This window comes from Arcanobacterium pluranimalium, assembly GCF_016907845.1.
GTDB lineage: Bacteria > Actinomycetota > Actinomycetes > Actinomycetales > Actinomycetaceae > Arcanobacterium_A > Arcanobacterium_A pluranimalium.
In genome coordinates this window covers 2,019,942-2,036,255 of record NZ_JAFBCS010000001.1, presented here as the reverse complement: position 1 = coordinate 2,036,255, position 16,314 = coordinate 2,019,942, and the positions used below count along the sequence as shown (strand labels likewise).

Genomic DNA, 16,314 nt, shown 5'->3' with positions numbered 1-16,314 from the left:
TCTGCACCAAGCATGCTCACGCCAGTGCTCACTGATGCATGGGATAAGCAGCGCTCATGGACTTTAGAAACGTACCGAGCAAATGGTGGCTACCAGGCCATTAATAAAGCTTGGCAGATGAAAGCCCAGGATGAATCAGCAATCACCAATCTGATCAAGGAATCGGGTTTGCGTGGACGCGGTGGTGCTGGCTTCCCAACCGGTTTGAAGTGGTCGTTCCTTCCAGCACCTGACGGTGGCCCACGCTACCTCGTGGTCAATGCCGATGAGTCTGAGCCTGGTACCTGTAAGGACATCCCGTTCCTGATGGCTAACCCGCATCTGCTCATTGAGGGTATGGCAATTTGTATGATGGCTATTGGTGGTCATCACGGATTCATCTACCTTCGTGGTGAAGTAGTGCACGTGTATCGTCGTCTGCTCGCTGCGGTGCGCGAGGCGCGGGAAGCTGGAATTCTTGGTAAGGGACTTGGTCCCAATGGCGATTACGATCTCGATATCACCGTTCACGCTGGAGCCGGAGCTTATATCTGTGGTGAAGAAACAGCTTTGCTCGATTCCTTGGAGGGCTTCCGCGGTCAGCCGCGACTCAAGCCGCCATTCCCAGCAGTGGCTGGTCTTTACGCTCGCCCAACAGTGGTCAACAACGTTGAATCGATTGCATCGGTGCCAGGAATCATCAACCACGGTGTTGAGTGGTTTACTGCGATGGGTGCTGACACCAAGAATTCGCGAGGTCACGGCATTTTCTCCATCTCTGGGCATGTGAAGAATCCAGGGCAGTTTGAAGCGCCATTCGGAATTACCATGCGTGAGTTGCTTGAGCTCGCAGGCGGGATTCGCGAGGGGCACGAACTGAAATTCTTCGCTGTGGGAGGATCGTCGGCTCCACTCTTCACCGCCGATCACCTCGATGTGCCGCTTGGATATGAGGAAGTCGTTGAAGCGGGTTCGATGCTCGCAACTCGTGCGATTCAGATTTTCGACGAAACGGTATCCGTGGTACGCGTCGTCTCCCGTTGGACGGACTTCTACCAGCACGAATCGTGTGGAAAGTGCACTCCGTGCCGCGAGGGTACGTTCTGGATGCGCCAGATTATGCACCGACTTGAAGCTGGTCAGGGCAAAGAGGGTGACGTCGATCTGCTCTACGAAATTGCCAATAATATCCAGGGGCGTTCGTTCTGTGCACTCGGTGACGCAGCTGCAACCCCGATCAAGTCTGCAATTGACCTTTTCCGGGACGAATTCGAGCAGGGATACCATACGCCGTGCTCAGAGCTTTACCCAATTGCTAAGTCTGCTCTGTTCAGTGAAGTAGGTGCTAAATGACAACGACTGAAACTCAGGTAGATATGGTTTCGCTGAAGATCGACGGCAAGGATGTTTCGGTTCCACAAGGAACTTTGATCATACGCGCCGCTGAGCAAGTAGGCGTGCATATTCCGCGTTTCTGTGACCATCCGCTGCTTGCACCTGCTGCAGCTTGCCGGCAATGCTTGGTGGAGGTGGCAACGCCGGATCGTGAAGGCGTGGTTCGCAAGATGCCAAAACCTCAGCCTGCCTGCGCAGTTACTGTTTCTCCAAATATGGAGGTCTACAGCGCCAAGAGCTCGGAGGTTGCCGATAAGGCACAGCGTGGCGTGATGGAATTCTTGCTCATCAACCACCCGATGGACTGCCCTGTTTGTGATAAGGGCGGTGAGTGTCCGCTACAGAATCAAGCCATGACCGATGGCCGCACAAAGTCGCGTTTCATCGATGTGAAGCGCACGTATCCGAAGCCGATTTCGGTGTCCTCGCAGATCCTTCTCGATCGCGACCGCTGCATTCTGTGCCAGCGTTGCACCCGCTTCTCAACGCAGATCGCTGGAGATGCATTTATCCAGCTGCAAGGCCGCGGTGGCGGAACTCCTGGTTATGGCATGCATGGTATGCATGGCTCGCAGGTTGGAAATTTTGATGGCAATGTACTCGATTTCGCTGGCGACGACGGTCACCACGATTTCGGAACTGCCAATGAGTACGCAGGACCACAAGGATCTGCAGGAATTGCGGCAGGTTTTGCTGCTGGCCCAGTCGGTGTGGCAGAAGCTGATGTCAATGGACGTCCTTTTGCTTCCTACTTCTCGGGAAATGTGATTCAGATTTGCCCAGTGGGTGCGCTAACCTCAGCTTCTTACCGCTTCCGGGCACGTCCGTTCGATCTCGTTTCGGTGCCGTCGGTAACTGAGCACGATGCTTCTGGATCTGCTATCCGCGTGGACTACCGCCGTGGCACGGTTGTACGCCGACTGGCAGGCGAGGATATGGACGTTAACGAAGAGTGGATCACTGATAAAGATCGTTTTGCTTTCCGTTGGCAAAATGGTGCAGATCGGCTCAAGTTCCCGCGCGTGGCAGGGGTTGGCAATGTTTCCTGGTTTGATGCCATCGAAACAGCTGCTCAAGGTCTTCAGGGTAAGAAAGTTGGCGTGCTGATTGGCGGCCGCTTGCCCATCGAAGACGCTTATGCCTATTCGAAATTTGCACGAGTAGTGCTCAATACGAACGACATTGATTTCCGCACACGTGTGGTCAGTGAGGAAGAAAACGACTTCCTTGCCGCCGTCGTCGCCGGTCGCGGACTTGGCGTGACCTATGAAGCAGTCGAAAAGGCTGCTCACGTACTCACGGTTGGCCTCGAAGCTGAAGATGAATGTGGCACGCTTTTCTTGCGCTTGCGCAAGGGCGCTTTGGCTAAGACGACGTCTGTGTCCGTTATTTCGTCCTACGAAACCCGTGGAACTGCCAAGATGCTGGCTCGGTTCATTCCGGCAGCTGCGGGAAGCGAAGCACAGACTCTCGATGCGATTGTGGCAGGAGCTGGCGATTCACTTGGCGCATTGCACGAGGATTTGTCGAAGCCAGGTGCCGTGATTCTTGTTGGCGAGCGTGCAGCTCTCGTACCAGGAGCATTGAGTGCAGCTGTGCGATTGGCGCAGCGTACGGGTGCAAAGCTTGCGTGGATTCCACGTCGCGCAGGTGATCGCGGTGCGGTAGACGCCGGTGCCATGCCTAATCTTCTTCCAGGTGGGCGCCTCGTGAGCGATTCTGCTGCCCGTATTGACGTCGCGGCAGCATGGGGTGTTGAGAGTATTCCTGGAACGCCTGGCCGCGGAACGGATGCCATTCTTGAGGCAGCTCGCAACGGAGAGCTTGATGCGCTGCTCATTGCTGGTGTAGAACTCAATGATTTGCCTGCACATGCAGCTTCTGCACTCGATAAAGCTTTCGTGGTGCAGCTTGAGGTGCGCGATACCGAAATCGGTGAGTTTGCAGATGTACTCTTGCCGGTAGCTCCACCAGTAGAAAAGGGTGGCAGCTTCGTGAACTGGGAGGGGCGCATGCGACCATTTGGTCAGGTGCTCACCTCAAATCAGTTGCCAGATCGTCGCGTACTGAACGATCTCGCTGCAGAAATGGGTGTTGAACTCGGTCTTGACTCGCTTGAAGCGGTCGTCAATGAATACGCTCAGTTGCGTCTGTGGGATGGAACGCGCGCCAACGTTCCGAACGTTCCGGCCGCTACTGGTGGCTCCGGCGTCGTCCTTTCCACATGGAAGCAGCTGCTCGACGGCGGTGCCCTCCAGTCCTTCGAACCACACCTTGCCAATACCGCTCGCAAGCCTGTTGCTGTAATGTCGCAATCCACAGCACAGCGCGCTGGAATTGCTAAGAAAGTAAACGTAACTGGAGCTAGCGGCACATTGACCTTCGATGTTGCCATTGCGCCAATGCCTGAAAATACCGTATGGCTTCCTCAAAATGCGAAGGGACTTTCCCTTTCTCACTTAGGTAGTGGATACGGCGACGTAGTAACTATCGCTAATTCGGAGGTGGCCGAGTGAATATCCTCATGGCAAGCCCAGCCGTAGCCGATTTTTCACAAGATACTTGGTGGATTTGGGTCATTAAGGCCGTCTTCATCGTGGTTTTCTTGATCTTCTCGGTTATTTTCGCTCTGTGGTTTGAGCGCAGGCTCATTGCTCGCATGCAGAACCGTCTTGGTCCAAACACTGTGGGACCATTCGGATTACTGCAGTCGTTCCCAGACGCAATTAAGCTCCTTTTCAAGGAAGATTTCTTCCTCAAGGGCGCTGATAAAGTTGTGTATTTCATTGCTCCTGCAGTTTCTGCGCTCTGCGCATTTACGCTCATGGCAGTGATTCCAATGGGGCCGGCAGTTTCGATGTTTGGGCACGTAACTCCGTTGCAGTTGGCTGATTCGCCAGTAGCGATGCTCTTCGTGCTCGCGGTTGCCGCGCTTGGAGAATACGGTCTGGTGCTCGGTGGATGGTCTGCGAAATCGACGCTGCCGCTGTACGGCTCCGTTCGTTCCGCGACTCAGATGATCTCCTACGAATTGGCTCAAGGTCTTTCTCTGGTAACCATTTTCGTGGTCAATCAAACGATGGCCACATCAGGAATCATTTCGAGCCAGCAGTCGCTGTGGAATATTTTCATCTTGGCGCCTGCTTTCTTGGTCTACTTTGTGACGATGTTTGGTGAGGCCAACCGACTTCCTTTCGATCTTCCGGAAGCAGAAGGCGAAATCGTGGCCGGCCCACACGTTGAGTATTCTTCGATGAAATTCGGCTGGTACTACCTCTCCGAATACATCAATATGCTCAATCTTTCCATGCTTGCAACCACGCTCTTCTTTGGTGGTTGGCGCGCTGGTCCAATCGTGACCTGGATTTACAGCCTGTGGGGCGGCGATCCAAACGTCGGCTGGATTCCGATGCTTTGGTTCATCTTCAAAGTCTGGATATTCATGGGTGTGTTCGTTTGGGTGCGCGGTACTGCGCTGCGTTTCCGCTACGACCAATTCATGAAGCTCGGTTGGAAAGGTCTCATTCCAAGTGCGCTCATCTGGTTGAGCATCGTCATGATCGTGATCGGCGTCAATATGGTCTATCCGATCAACGTAACGAATGTGTTGATCATCCTCTCCACTGGTTTTGCGCTGATCATGCTGATCTGGGCATTGGGAGACGATTCGGTCAAGCCAACTCAAGCTGAGCTGATTGCTGCGCGCGAACGCGAGGACTTCGACGGCTTCGAAAATGGTTATCCAGTTCCACCGCTGCCAGGGCAGCATTTGCCGCCGTCGCCCCGAGCACAGCGGAAAGTAGCTTACGTTCCTTCACCATCCCAAACTGAGGAGACTGAGAATGTCTGAGCAGATGAATAGTAATACGCCAGCAAAACAGCCGGAGTTCGCTCAGCCGGACAAAGCTCTCTACAGTCCCAATAAGAAGGGGCCATTGGGCAAACTACTCGCTCCGATTGCCGGATTTGGCGTCACTTTCACGACGATTTTCCGGCCAACGGTTACTGAGCAGTACCCATACATCAAAGTGCCGGTGCGTCCGCGCTATCACGGCCTGCATCGCCTGAACCGCTATGCAGACGGTCTCGAAAAGTGCATTGGCTGTGAATTGTGTGCATGGGCTTGCCCGGCAGATGCAATTTATGTTGAAGCGGCAGCCAATACGCCACAAGAGCAGTATTCACCTGGCGAGCGGTATGGTCGGGTCTACCAGATCAACTACTTGCGTTGTATTTTCTGCGGATACTGCATTCAAGCCTGCCCGACTCGCGCATTGACGATGTCGACTGAGTTTGAAATTGCTGGTCAGCACCGCGAAGACATGATCTACGAAAAGCAAGATCTGCTGGTTCCGCTCGCGCAAGGCATGCTCAATACTCCACATCCGATGGTTCAGGGCACCTCTGATGCCGATTATTACAAAGGGCGCATTACTGGCCCAACCGAAACACAAGTGGAATGGGTGCGTTCCGTGCGTCCTGACGACGAATCGCTCGCGAGCGTCGTCGTGACTGGAACTGAACTTGAGGGGGCAGATATTCAATGATGCCGTCAGTTGAAACGCTCGAAATTTCAATGGGAGAGACGATTCTTTTCGCTCTGCTTGCGGTTTCGATGGTCATTGTGGCAATCTTCGGATTGCTCATTACACGCAGGGCGGTCTACACCGTCATCTCCGTGATCTTTGTGATGGTCGGATTCGCATTCCTTTACACGATGCTTGAAGCGCCGTTTATGGGTGTTGCTCAGGTGGTTGTGTACACCGGAGCGATCTTGATGATGTTCCTATTCGTGCTCATGCTCATCGGTGTTGATTCGGCTGATTCGGGGCATGAGACGCTCAAAGCACAGCGTCCAGTTGCATTTTTAGGCAGCTTGGGCATGCTGGCCATTATGATCGCCCTCGTTTTCAAGACCACGTGGCCAGACGCGTTCGGTCTCGAAGCTGCGAATGCGCAAGGTAATCCAGTTGGCGTGGCACGATTGATCTTCTCAAACCACGTGCTCACCCTTCAGCTCACCGGCACGTTGCTTATTGTCGCTGCTCTGGGCGCTATGACGCTGACCCATCGTGATCGAGTTACTGAGCGCCAAACTCAAGAAGCACTTGCTCATCAGAAGATGCGCGACTTCGTTGAAGCGGGCGTTCATCCAGGCCAGCTGCCGAACCCAGGTGTTTATGCTGAGTCGAACTCCTCTACGAACCCATCGCTGACTGCTTATGGCCAGCCTTTGGAGAATTCGGTGAACCGCGTGCTCAAGATTCGCGGCCAGGAACGTCGTGTTGCAGAGATTTCGCCGCAAACTGTTGCTCGTATCACGCAAGGCAATTTGCCATCGGGTCCGAGCACCTACGGCGCGGTTGGCCGGGCGCATACGCCTGGAATGCCAGGAGAAGCTGCTCCTGATCACGACGCCGTATTGAAGCGTTATGAAGGAATCGAAGCAGGTTCTTCGGCTGAATCGCTCGAAACGAAACCGGCTGAGGAACAGCACAACGCGTCGTCAGGGGAGGAGAACTGATGAACCTGATGTTCTATATCGTCTTGGCACTGGTTCTGTTTGTGATCGGTGGAGCGACGGTTCTAACTCGTCGTAATGGCGTGATTGCGCTTTTAGGCGTTGAAATTATGCTCAACTCTTGCAACTTGGCATTCATTACGTTCTCCCGCATGTGGGGCAACTTAGAGGGTCAAGTATTTGCATTCTTCGTGATGGTTGTGGCGGCCGCGGAAGTCGTGGTGGGTCTTGCCATTATCGTGTCCGTATTCCGTACCCGCAGGTCTGCATCGCTTGACGGTGCAAACCTCATGAAAAACTGATGGAAGCAGGTGTGATCCTTTTGACTAGTGGATTCCTTTCCATGTCTGATGTTGCTGTTGTACCAGCAACGGGTGCGGCCGGAATGATCTGGCTCACGGTAGCAATTCCGCTGTTGTCTTGTGCTTTCTTGCTTGTGGCTGGCAAGGCCGCCGATAAGTGGGGGCATTGGTTAGCGGTTCTTGCATCGACGGCGTCTTTTGCGCTCGGTTTGGCAACGTTCCTCCAGCTGTTGTCTTTAGACGCAACGCAACGGGTTGTAGAATCTAAGCTCTACGATTGGGTTGCCGCTCCGGGACTCAGTGTCAGTTTTGGTACACGCGTCGATCCGTTGTCGATTACTTTCGTTCTGTTGGTAACGTTCGTTGGCACACTGATTCACATTTACTCTGTCTCGTATATGGAGCACGACGTCGCTCGTCGTCGTTTCTTTGCCTACCTCAATTTGTTTGTGGCCGCGATGCTTTTGCTCGTGCTCGGCAACTCCTACCTCACCTTGTTCTTTGGTTGGGAAGGCGTTGGTCTGGCCTCCTACCTGCTCATTTCGTTCTGGAACAACGTTCCTGAGTACGCTACCGCAGGTAAGAAAGCATTCGTGATGAACCGCGTGGGTGATCTTGGATTGCTCATTGCGATGATGGCGATGGTTGCGAATTTTGGCGGAGTCGATTTTGTAACGGTCAATAAGGGCGTGGCTTCAGCAAACCAAGCAACGCTCACGTTTATTGGCATTTTCTTGCTGGTCGCCGCATGTGGTAAATCAGCACAGTTCCCACTGCAAGCGTGGCTTGGGGATGCTATGGCTGGTCCAACTCCAGTTTCGGCGCTCATTCACGCAGCAACGATGGTTACGGCTGGCGTCTACCTGATGGTTCGCTCGGGCGCAATCTACGTGGCCGCACCTACTGCAGCCCTGGCCGTCGCAATTATTGGTCTGATCACTTTGGTGTTCGGAGCTATCGTTGGCGCTGCTAAAGACGATATGAAGAAAGTCTTGGCAGCTTCGACGATGTCGCAGATCGGCTATATGATGCTCTCGGCAGGACTCGGCCCAGTTGGAGCAGGGTTCGCGATTTTCCACCTGGTGACGCACGGCTTCTTCAAGGCAAATATGTTCTTGGGTGCGGGAGCTGTGATGCACGGTATGAACGACGAAGTCAATATGCGTGGTTTCGGTGGTCTTGGTAAGCACATGAAGATCACGTTCTACACATTCATGGCAGGTTATCTTGCCATCATCGGTTTCCCATTCCTCTCGGGATTCTATTCAAAAGACAAAATCATTGAAGCTGCATTCACTGGTGAGGGAGCCTTGCCGTGGGTATTTGGAACGATCACGGTGCTTGTAGCTGGACTGACTGCGTTCTACATGTCGCGTATGGTCTTCATGATCTTCTTGGGTGAAGAACGTTGGGATCATGACGGTCCCGATGCGAAGCACCCACACGATCCATCTGCGCTCATGTGGATTCCGATGGCGATTTTGGCACTCGGTTCGCTTGGACTCGGTGCGGCTTTGAATTACCTCGGATTCCTCACCTGGCTTGAACCAGTGATTGGGCATGCAGAGCACGGCGAGCCGGTACTTCCGATTCTCGTGATTTCGGTGGTGACGCTGGTAGTTGTGGCAGTCGGCGTGGCTGTGGCGTGGAAGATGTACGTTGCGGCGGCTACACCAAAGGCTGCTCCGATTGGCTCTGCCCTCACTCGTGCCGCTCGCCAAGATCTTTACCAGGATCTGTTCAATGAATCGGTATTCATGAAGCCTGGTATCGCGCTTATGGATGGAACCTCCGTGGTGGATCGCGTATTGGTTGACGGCGTGGCAGAGGGAACCGGCAAGGCCCTGCCGTGGTTTGGACGCTTCATTGGCAAGCTCCAAAACGGTTATGCTCGCAGTTATGCAAGCTACTTCGTCGTTGGTGTGGTTATCGCACTGACGGTGGCATTGGTATCGGCATTGTGAGTTTGGAAGGAATAAAGGTAATGCAACCAGTTATTGAGGCTACGTTCCCGTGGCTCACCACTCTCGTGCTGCTACCGCTTGTTGGCGCAATTTTGCTCGCGGCCATCAAGCCTTTACGAAAAGCTGGGAAAGGCTTTGCACTTGCGGTATCAGTCCTGGTCCTTGGGCTGTTCCTGGCAGTGCTCATGACGCAGTTCTCCATTCCCAACGCTGAAACGAACCAATTGGTCGAAACGTACCGTTGGATTCCACAAATTGGCGTATCGCTATCGTGGGCACTCAACGGAATTAGCGCCGTGATGATCGCGCTCGCCACTTTCTTGGTGCCAGTAGTTATTCTCGCAGCGTGGAATGATTTCGACGACGATCGCTCCGGTAGCTACATGGCGTGGATTTTGTTCCTCGAAGCGATCATGATTGCGCTCTTTGTCGTGCGCGATGTGTTCGTTTTCTACGTGCTGTTCGAATTGATGATCGTACCGATGTACTTCCTCATTGGAAATTACGGGGGAGCGAATCGTCGTCGGGCTGCAATGAAATTCTTGCTCTATTCCATTTTGGGCGGATTGATCATGCTGGTCGGTGTGATCGCGGTTTACGTCTATGGACCAGGCGGAAAATCAGGCTACATGATCGATACGCTGGCGCAAGGATTCAACGCTTCGCAGTCGACGCAGATGTGGATCTTCCTCTCGTTCTTCATCGCTTTCGCGATCAAGGCGCCAATGTGGCCAGTTCATACTTGGCTGCCTGATACCACTGCAGAAGCACCTGCTGGTACGTCGACGCTCTTGGTCGGCGTGCTGGATAAGCTCGGCACCTACGGTATGATTGCCATCTGTTTACCGCTGTTCCCATCAGCAGCTAATCTGGCAGCTCCAATTATTATCGCGCTGGCAATTATTTCGATCATTTGGGGCGCACTCATGGCGATCAGCTCCGATGATCTCATGCGCCTCATTGCCTACACCTCGGTATCTCACTTTGGTTTTATGGTGATTGGTATTTTCAGCGGATCGCAATTGGCAATGACTGGTGCGATTCTCTACATGGTGGCGCACGGTGTCGGAACTGCTGGTCTGTTCCTCGTGGTGGGATTCCTTGGCAAGCGTGGTGGAAGCTATTCGATTGCCAAATATGGCGGTTGGCAGCGCGTCACTCCAGTGCTTGCGGGAACTTTCCTCATCTCTGGTCTGGCAACTATCGCTCTGCCTGGACTTTCAGGTTTCGTTCCAGAATATATGGTTCTGGTTGGCACGTTCCGCGTTAATCCAGTAGTTGCAGTATTTGCGGTATCTGGAGTCGTGCTCGCAGCGCTGTACATTTTGCTTCCATACCAACGAGTGTTTACTGGACCGCGTCCGGAATTGCTCGCTGAGGATCTTAATGCTCGTGAAAAATTGGTGATGGGATTGCTCATCTGCGCTATGTTAGTGCTGGGCTTCTATCCCAATGCGGTCACTAACTTCGTCAATCCATACTTCAAGAACACGGTGGAGCAGACGATTTCAGCTCCGCAGTTCTTAGATAAGGATGCCAATATTTCTGTTGTTTCCGAAGGAGAAATCAAGTGACTACTACTGTCATTCAATGGGTAGCAGTTCTTCCACTGCTTATCGTTTTGGGAACAGCTGTTTTCTCGACGCTGTTGGAAGCTTTCTTGCCGCGCAACATTCGCCGTGGCACACAAGTTGTGCTCACATTAGTTGCTCTAGCTGCGGCGCTCGTTTCTGTGGTATGGCGTTGGACTGAGATTCACACCGATAATGGTTTGGCCACTAATCCGCTTTCGGCAGTGCAAACTCAGCGTGGGTTCGTGGGAATTTCGCTGGTTGAAGATGGTTTCTCTTTAATCGGCCAAGGAATCATTCTCATCGCCTCGATTCTTGCTTTCTTAGTGATTGCCGATCGCACGCAGACTCGTGAGGGAGCATTTGCTGCTTCGGCGGCTACCCGTCCGGGATCTGCCCAGGAGCGGGAGTCAGCTGCAGCTGGGCGTGAACAGTCGGAAATCTTCCCATTGGCTCTCTTTGCCGTGGGCGGAATGATGGCATTTACGTCGGCATTTGATTTGCTTACGCTGTTCATTGCGCTCGAAGTGCTTTCGCTACCGCTGTACGTGTTGTGCGCAACCGCGCGTCGTCGTCGTTTGCTCTCGCAGGAAGCTGCAATGAAATACTTCCTGCTCGGTGCTTTCTCATCGGCGATCTTCCTCATGGGCGCAGCTTTCATTTACGGCTCAACCGGCACGCTCGTCTTTAATGAAATTTTGCAACTGGCGATTCAAGGTCAGCGTGTGCAGGGCGCTATTTTGGTGATGGGCGTGGCGATGGTCGTGATCGGCCTGCTGTTCAAGGTGGGTGCCGCACCGTTCCACTCCTGGACGCCGGACGTTTACCAGGGTGCGCCTACTCCGATCACCGGTTTCATGGCTGCTGGTACTAAGGCTGCAGCATTTATCGCACTTTTGCGAGTGATGCTCTACGTCGCTGCTACCGCCTCTGCTTCGCTGAATGTGTTTATGTGGATCGTCATTATTGCCACAATTATCGTGGGTACGGTCTTGGGCTTGATCCAATCGGATATTAAGCGCTTGTTGGCGTATTCATCAATTGCGCACGCTGGCTTTATCCTGATTGCCGTCAATGCGATCCGAACCGTGAATATGACTCCGCAGACGTACTCGCAGACGATGTCTTCAGTGCTGTTCTACCTGCTTGCTTATGGCATTGCCACGGTAGGTGCTTTTGCTATCGTCACTCTAGTGCGTGAGCGCGACACCGAGGGCAAGATTCTCGGCGAAGCTACCAAGCTGGAAAAGTGGGCAGGTTTAGGCAAGCGATCGCCGTTCTTAGCAGCTTCCATGCTCATTTTCTTGCTGTCGTTTGCCGGTATTCCACTCACGGGTGGCTTCATTGGAAAATTTGAAGTTTTCCGCGCCGGTATTGCTAGTGGCGAAGTGATTTTGGTGGTTATCGCAGTGCTGGCTTCGGCTGCTACCGCGTTCTTCTACTTCCGACTCGTGCAGTTGATGTTCTTCACTGAACCAGCTGACGACGTGGAGGTTGTACAATCAGAGGGTATGGCGATTATTGCAATCGCTATTGCTGTTGTTTTGACCATCGCACTGGGTCTGCTTCCAGGCTCAGTACTTGATCTTATGCAAGGATCCTTCGCGTGAGTGCATTTTCCGATTTACTCGCCGGCCACGGCGATTTAGGTTCGCGCCTATCGAAACGACTCGATGGGGTTGAAACTGAACTGCAAGATGTGGTGCGCATTGATGACCTCGTTGTTGATGCTGCCACCTCGCATCTTGCCGTGGCCGGCGGTAAACGCTTGCGCCCGCTGCTGTGCCTGTTAACGTCGGAGCTTGGGCCTGATCCGCTCAACCATGAAGTTGTGGACTCTGCGCTTGTTGTAGAGTTGACGCACCTTGCTTCGCTCTATCACGACGACGTTATGGACGAGGCGCCATTGCGGCGCGGAGTTCCATCGGCTCAGTACGTATTTGGCAATTCCTCGGCCATTATGGCTGGTGATGTGCTTTTTGCTCGGGCTTCGGCGATTGTGGCAAAGCTGGGCCCGCAGGCGGTGCTTTTGCACGCTACCACCTTTGAGCGGCTTTGCGTGGGGCAGTTGCATGAGACGGTAGGTCCGCGTGAGGGCGAAGATCCTATCGAGCATTATATTCAAGTCTTGGCCGACAAAACTGGTTCACTGATCGCCGCGTCTGCGCGTTATGGTGTGCTTTCGGCCGGTGGTTCAGCTGAGCTTGCCGAGGCTGTGGCGCGTTTTGGGGAGAAAGTTGGAGTTGCGTTCCAGCTTGCCGACGACGTCATTGATTTAGTTTCGACGCAGGAGGTCACTGGGAAGACGCCGGGTACGGACTTGCTTGAGAACGTTTCTACTATGCCGACGTTGCTGTTGCGCAAATATGCACAAGAAGGCACTCTTGATTCGGAGGGTGTCGAGATTTTGCGTCGTCTGGATTCGGAGTCTCTCAATGAAGATAACCTCGCTGAGGTAGTCGATCGTCTGCGCGATCACGCTGTAGTGGAGCAGACTCGCCAACTGGCGCATGAATGGGTGCAGGGTGCGATAGCTGAACTGGAATCGCTGCCGCATGGCGAGGTGCGCGAGGCTCTGTCTGCTTTCGCTTTTGCGATGGTTGACCGAATGGCCTGATTTTGCCTTTGCCTAGAGTGAAGCGCCCCATACTGAAGTTCTGAAATTACTGTTTACAGCGTAGAATATATTCGGTCGTGCCTAATGGCAGAAGAACGTCAGGAGTAGTTGTGGGCAAGTTTCTCAATAAGATTTTGCGAGCCGGGGAGGGTCGCACTCTCAAGCGGCTTAACAGCATCACCCAACAAGTGAATCTTTTGGAAGATGATTTTAAAGAACTCACCGATGAGGAATTGCGCGCTTTAACTGATGAGTTCCGCAAGCGTTACGTTGATGGGGAAACCCTCGATGATCTGCTTCCGGAAGCTTTTGCTGCTGTGCGTGAAGCATCTGTGCGTACGCTGGGTCAGCGTCATTATGACGTGCAGATTATGGGCGGAGCGGCTCTTCATTTGGGCAATATTGCTGAAATGAAAACTGGTGAAGGTAAAACGCTCGTCGCCACACTCGCCGCTTACCTCAACGCGATTCCTGGTCGCGGCGTCCATATCGTGACGGTGAACGATTACTTGGCGAGCTACCAGTCCGAGCTGATGGGACGCGTATTCCGTTTCTTAGGGATGACGACGGGCTGTATCGTTTCTTCGCTGACGCCGGAACAGCGTCGTCGGGAATACGCTGCTGACATCACCTACGGCACCAATAATGAGTTCGGTTTCGACTATTTGCGCGACAATATGGCGCGCGAAGTTGATGGTCTTGTGCAGCGCGATCATTTCTTCGCTATCGTCGACGAAGTCGATTCTATTTTGATCGACGAGGCGCGTACCCCGTTGATTATTTCGGGTCCTGCTGAGGGCGATGCGAATAAGTGGTATACCGCATTTGCCCAGGCTGTGTTGTCGATGCGGAAAGACGTTGACTATGAAGTTGACGAAAAGAAGCGCACGGTTGGTATTTTGGAGCCGGGCATTGACGCAGTCGAGGATTTGCTAGGTATCGACAACCTCTACGAGTCGGTAAATACGCCGCTGATTGGTTATTTGAATAATGCGATCAAAGCAAAAGAGCTTTTCACGCGCGATAAGGATTATATCGTCGCCGATGGCGAAGTGCTGATCGTTGACGAGCATACTGGCCGTGTACTGCCTGGGCGCCGTTATAACGAGGGTATGCATCAGGCGATTGAAGCTAAGGAAAATGTAGAGATCAAAGAGGAAAACCAAACTCTTGCCACGATCACCTTACAAAACTATTTCCGTTTGTACGACAAACTCTCTGGTATGACCGGTACGGCAGAAACCGAAGCTGAAGAGTTTGCCTCAACCTACAATATCGGCGTGGTGCCGATTCCAACGAACCGGCCGATGATTCGCATCGATCAAACGGATTTGGTATTCCCAACAGCGCGCGGTAAGTTCCACGCAATTGTGGAAGATATCAAACAGCGTTATGAAAAAGGCCAGCCAGTGCTGGTTGGTACTGCTTCAGTTGAAAATTCTGAGATGCTTTCTGAGCTTTTGAAAAAGGCTCATATTCCGCACGAAGTGCTCAACGCTAAGCAGCATGAACGTGAAGCCGCTGTGGTGGCTATGGCTGGTCGTAAGGGAGCCATTACGGTGGCAACCAATATGGCTGGCCGTGGAACGGACATCATGCTCGGTGGTAACGCTGAGCATATCGCAGTGTCTTTGATGGAGAAGCGAGGTCTTGATCCGCAGGAGAACGCTGAAGAGTACGAAAAAGTGTGGCCTGAGGTGCTCGCTCAAGCCAAAGATACCGTGGCCGCAGAGCACGATGAAGTTGTTGAATTGGGCGGTTTGTACGTGCTCGGTTCAGAGCGGCACGAGTCACGCCGTATCGATAACCAGCTGCGTGGACGCTCGGGACGTCAAGGCGATCCGGGCGAGTCGCGTTTCTATCTTTCGCTCGACGACGATCTCATGCGTTTGTTTGCGAACTCGCGGGCAACTGCGCCATTCAAGAACGGGCCAGAAGATGAAGCACTAGACTTCAAGCTGCTGTCTAAGGCTATTGAGCGAGCCCAAACGGCGATCGAAGCGCGCAATGCCGAGATTCGCAAGAACGTGTTGAAGTACGACGACGTTATGTCTGAGCAGCGTACGGTTGTATACGATGAGCGGCGTCGCATTTTGAATGGCGAAGATCTCGAAGCTCAAATTGAATCTTTTGTGGATTTTGCAATTGATGATGTGGTGCGTTCTGAGACTGTTGGTGCTCCTGAGGACTGGGACTTGGACGCGCTATGGACGGCGATGAAGAGTTACTACACGCCATCATTTACAGCCGCCGAGTTTGAAGAGAACTACGGCGATATGAAGAACCTTTCGCGTGAGGATCTCATTGGAGAATTCCACACTGATGCACATGCTATTTACGAAGAGCGTGCCGAAGAATTGGGCGATGAGACGATGCGTCAAATCGAGCGGCAAGTGCTGTTGAATGTGCTTGATCGCAAGTGGCGTGAGCACCTGTATGAGATGGACTATCTCAAAGAGGGCATCGGTTTGCGCGCGATGGCTCAGCGCGATCCGCTCGTTGAATATAAGCAAGAGGGCTACCAGATGTTCCAGTTGATGAACGATTCAATTCGTTCTGAGACTGTGCAGTATCTGTTCAATTTTGAGCTTCCAAGTGAGCGCGATGAGCGCCTTGCTGCTGAGTTGAACCAGGCTCAATCAGTCGATATTGCAGCTGGCGTAGAAACACCGGCAGCATTGGACGCTCAAGGCTCACAGGCAGCCGTTCGGCTTGCGGGATCCTCCCAGCAGACTCAGGCAATGGCTGAGAAGCTGCTGGGCATTAAGAAAGATACTCAAGCACCGAAGATGATGTACACCTCGGCTGCTAAAGATGGTTCTCAAACCTCAGAAACTCGCAATGATCGTGGCGGGCGAATTCAGCAGGGTGCTGCTGATACGCCGGGTCAGCCAACGATGAATCGTGAACAGCGCCGAGCAGCTAAGAAAGCAGCTAAGAAGAATCGCTAAATCTGGCAGTGAGC

11 protein-coding genes are annotated in these 16,314 nt (G+C 53.0%); all 11 read left to right on the top strand.

The window, feature by feature from the left end; translation table 11 throughout:
• Positions 1–12 precede the first annotated feature (12 nt).
• Complete coding sequence (nuoF, locus tag JOD55_RS08710) at positions 13–1,332, top strand: NADH-quinone oxidoreductase subunit NuoF (RefSeq protein ID WP_204399778.1); 1,320 nt, start codon at positions 13–15, stop codon at positions 1,330–1,332.
• The gene (locus JOD55_RS08705) at positions 1,329–3,890 is read left to right on the top strand and encodes an NADH-quinone oxidoreductase subunit G (RefSeq protein WP_204399599.1); all 2,562 of its coding nucleotides are present in this window, start codon (positions 1,329–1,331) and stop codon (positions 3,888–3,890) included. The genes nuoF and JOD55_RS08705 overlap by 4 nt, the downstream gene beginning before the upstream one ends.
• 8 nt (positions 3,891–3,898) lie before the next feature.
• The gene (gene nuoH, locus JOD55_RS08700) at positions 3,899–5,224 is read left to right on the top strand and encodes an NADH-quinone oxidoreductase subunit NuoH (RefSeq protein WP_204399598.1); all 1,326 of its coding nucleotides are present in this window, start codon (positions 3,899–3,901) and stop codon (positions 5,222–5,224) included.
• A gap of 4 nt (positions 5,225–5,228) precedes the next feature.
• Positions 5,229–5,921, top strand: coding sequence for an NADH-quinone oxidoreductase subunit NuoI (gene nuoI / locus JOD55_RS08695; RefSeq protein WP_338022254.1), 693 nt, complete (start codon positions 5,229–5,231; stop codon positions 5,919–5,921).
• Complete coding sequence (locus JOD55_RS08690) at positions 5,918–6,898, top strand: NADH-quinone oxidoreductase subunit J (RefSeq protein ID WP_239538998.1); 981 nt, start codon at positions 5,918–5,920, stop codon at positions 6,896–6,898. The genes nuoI and JOD55_RS08690 overlap by 4 nt, the downstream gene beginning before the upstream one ends.
• Entirely contained in the window at positions 6,898–7,197 is a 300-nt protein-coding gene (gene nuoK, locus JOD55_RS08685; RefSeq protein ID WP_131281382.1) for an NADH-quinone oxidoreductase subunit NuoK, read from the top strand. The genes JOD55_RS08690 and nuoK overlap by 1 nt, the downstream gene beginning before the upstream one ends.
• A gap of 41 nt (positions 7,198–7,238) precedes the next feature.
• Positions 7,239–9,161 (top strand): NADH-quinone oxidoreductase subunit L, encoded by a 1,923-nt coding sequence (gene nuoL, locus JOD55_RS08680; RefSeq protein ID WP_239538997.1) that lies wholly within the window; start codon positions 7,239–7,241, stop codon positions 9,159–9,161.
• A 20-nt stretch (positions 9,162–9,181) separates the two neighbouring features.
• Complete coding sequence (locus JOD55_RS08675; protein WP_204399595.1) at positions 9,182–10,735, top strand: NADH-quinone oxidoreductase subunit M; 1,554 nt, start codon at positions 9,182–9,184, stop codon at positions 10,733–10,735.
• Entirely contained in the window at positions 10,732–12,342 is a 1,611-nt protein-coding gene (gene nuoN / locus JOD55_RS08670) for an NADH-quinone oxidoreductase subunit NuoN (RefSeq protein WP_204399594.1), read from the top strand. The genes JOD55_RS08675 and nuoN overlap by 4 nt, the downstream gene beginning before the upstream one ends.
• Positions 12,339–13,349, top strand: a complete 1,011-nt coding sequence (locus tag JOD55_RS08665; RefSeq protein WP_204399593.1) for a polyprenyl synthetase family protein — start codon at positions 12,339–12,341, stop codon at positions 13,347–13,349. Before nuoN ends, JOD55_RS08665 begins: the two co-directional genes overlap by 4 nt.
• Positions 13,350–13,459: 110 nt before the next feature.
• On the top strand, positions 13,460–16,300 hold the full coding sequence (secA, locus tag JOD55_RS08660; RefSeq protein WP_204399592.1) for a preprotein translocase subunit SecA: 2,841 nt from the start codon (positions 13,460–13,462) through the stop codon (positions 16,298–16,300).
• Positions 16,301–16,314 lie beyond the last annotated feature (14 nt).

Excerpts from the sequence above, each read along its gene's own strand:
- nuoF (WP_204399778.1), top strand. The coding sequence starts at position 13 with ATGCTCACGCCAGTGCTCACTGATGCATGGGATAAGCAGCGCTCATGG.
- JOD55_RS08705 (WP_204399599.1), top strand. The coding sequence starts at position 1,329 with ATGACAACGACTGAAACTCAGGTAGATATGGTTTCGCTGAAGATCGAC.
- nuoH (WP_204399598.1), top strand. The coding sequence starts at position 3,899 with ATGGCAAGCCCAGCCGTAGCCGATTTTTCACAAGATACTTGGTGGATT.
- nuoI (WP_338022254.1), top strand. The coding sequence starts at position 5,229 with ATGAATAGTAATACGCCAGCAAAACAGCCGGAGTTCGCTCAGCCGGAC.
- JOD55_RS08690 (WP_239538998.1), top strand. The coding sequence starts at position 5,918 with ATGATGCCGTCAGTTGAAACGCTCGAAATTTCAATGGGAGAGACGATT.
- nuoK (WP_131281382.1), top strand. The coding sequence starts at position 6,898 with ATGAACCTGATGTTCTATATCGTCTTGGCACTGGTTCTGTTTGTGATC.
- nuoL (WP_239538997.1), top strand. The coding sequence starts at position 7,239 with ATGTCTGATGTTGCTGTTGTACCAGCAACGGGTGCGGCCGGAATGATC.
- JOD55_RS08675 (WP_204399595.1), top strand. The coding sequence starts at position 9,182 with ATGCAACCAGTTATTGAGGCTACGTTCCCGTGGCTCACCACTCTCGTG.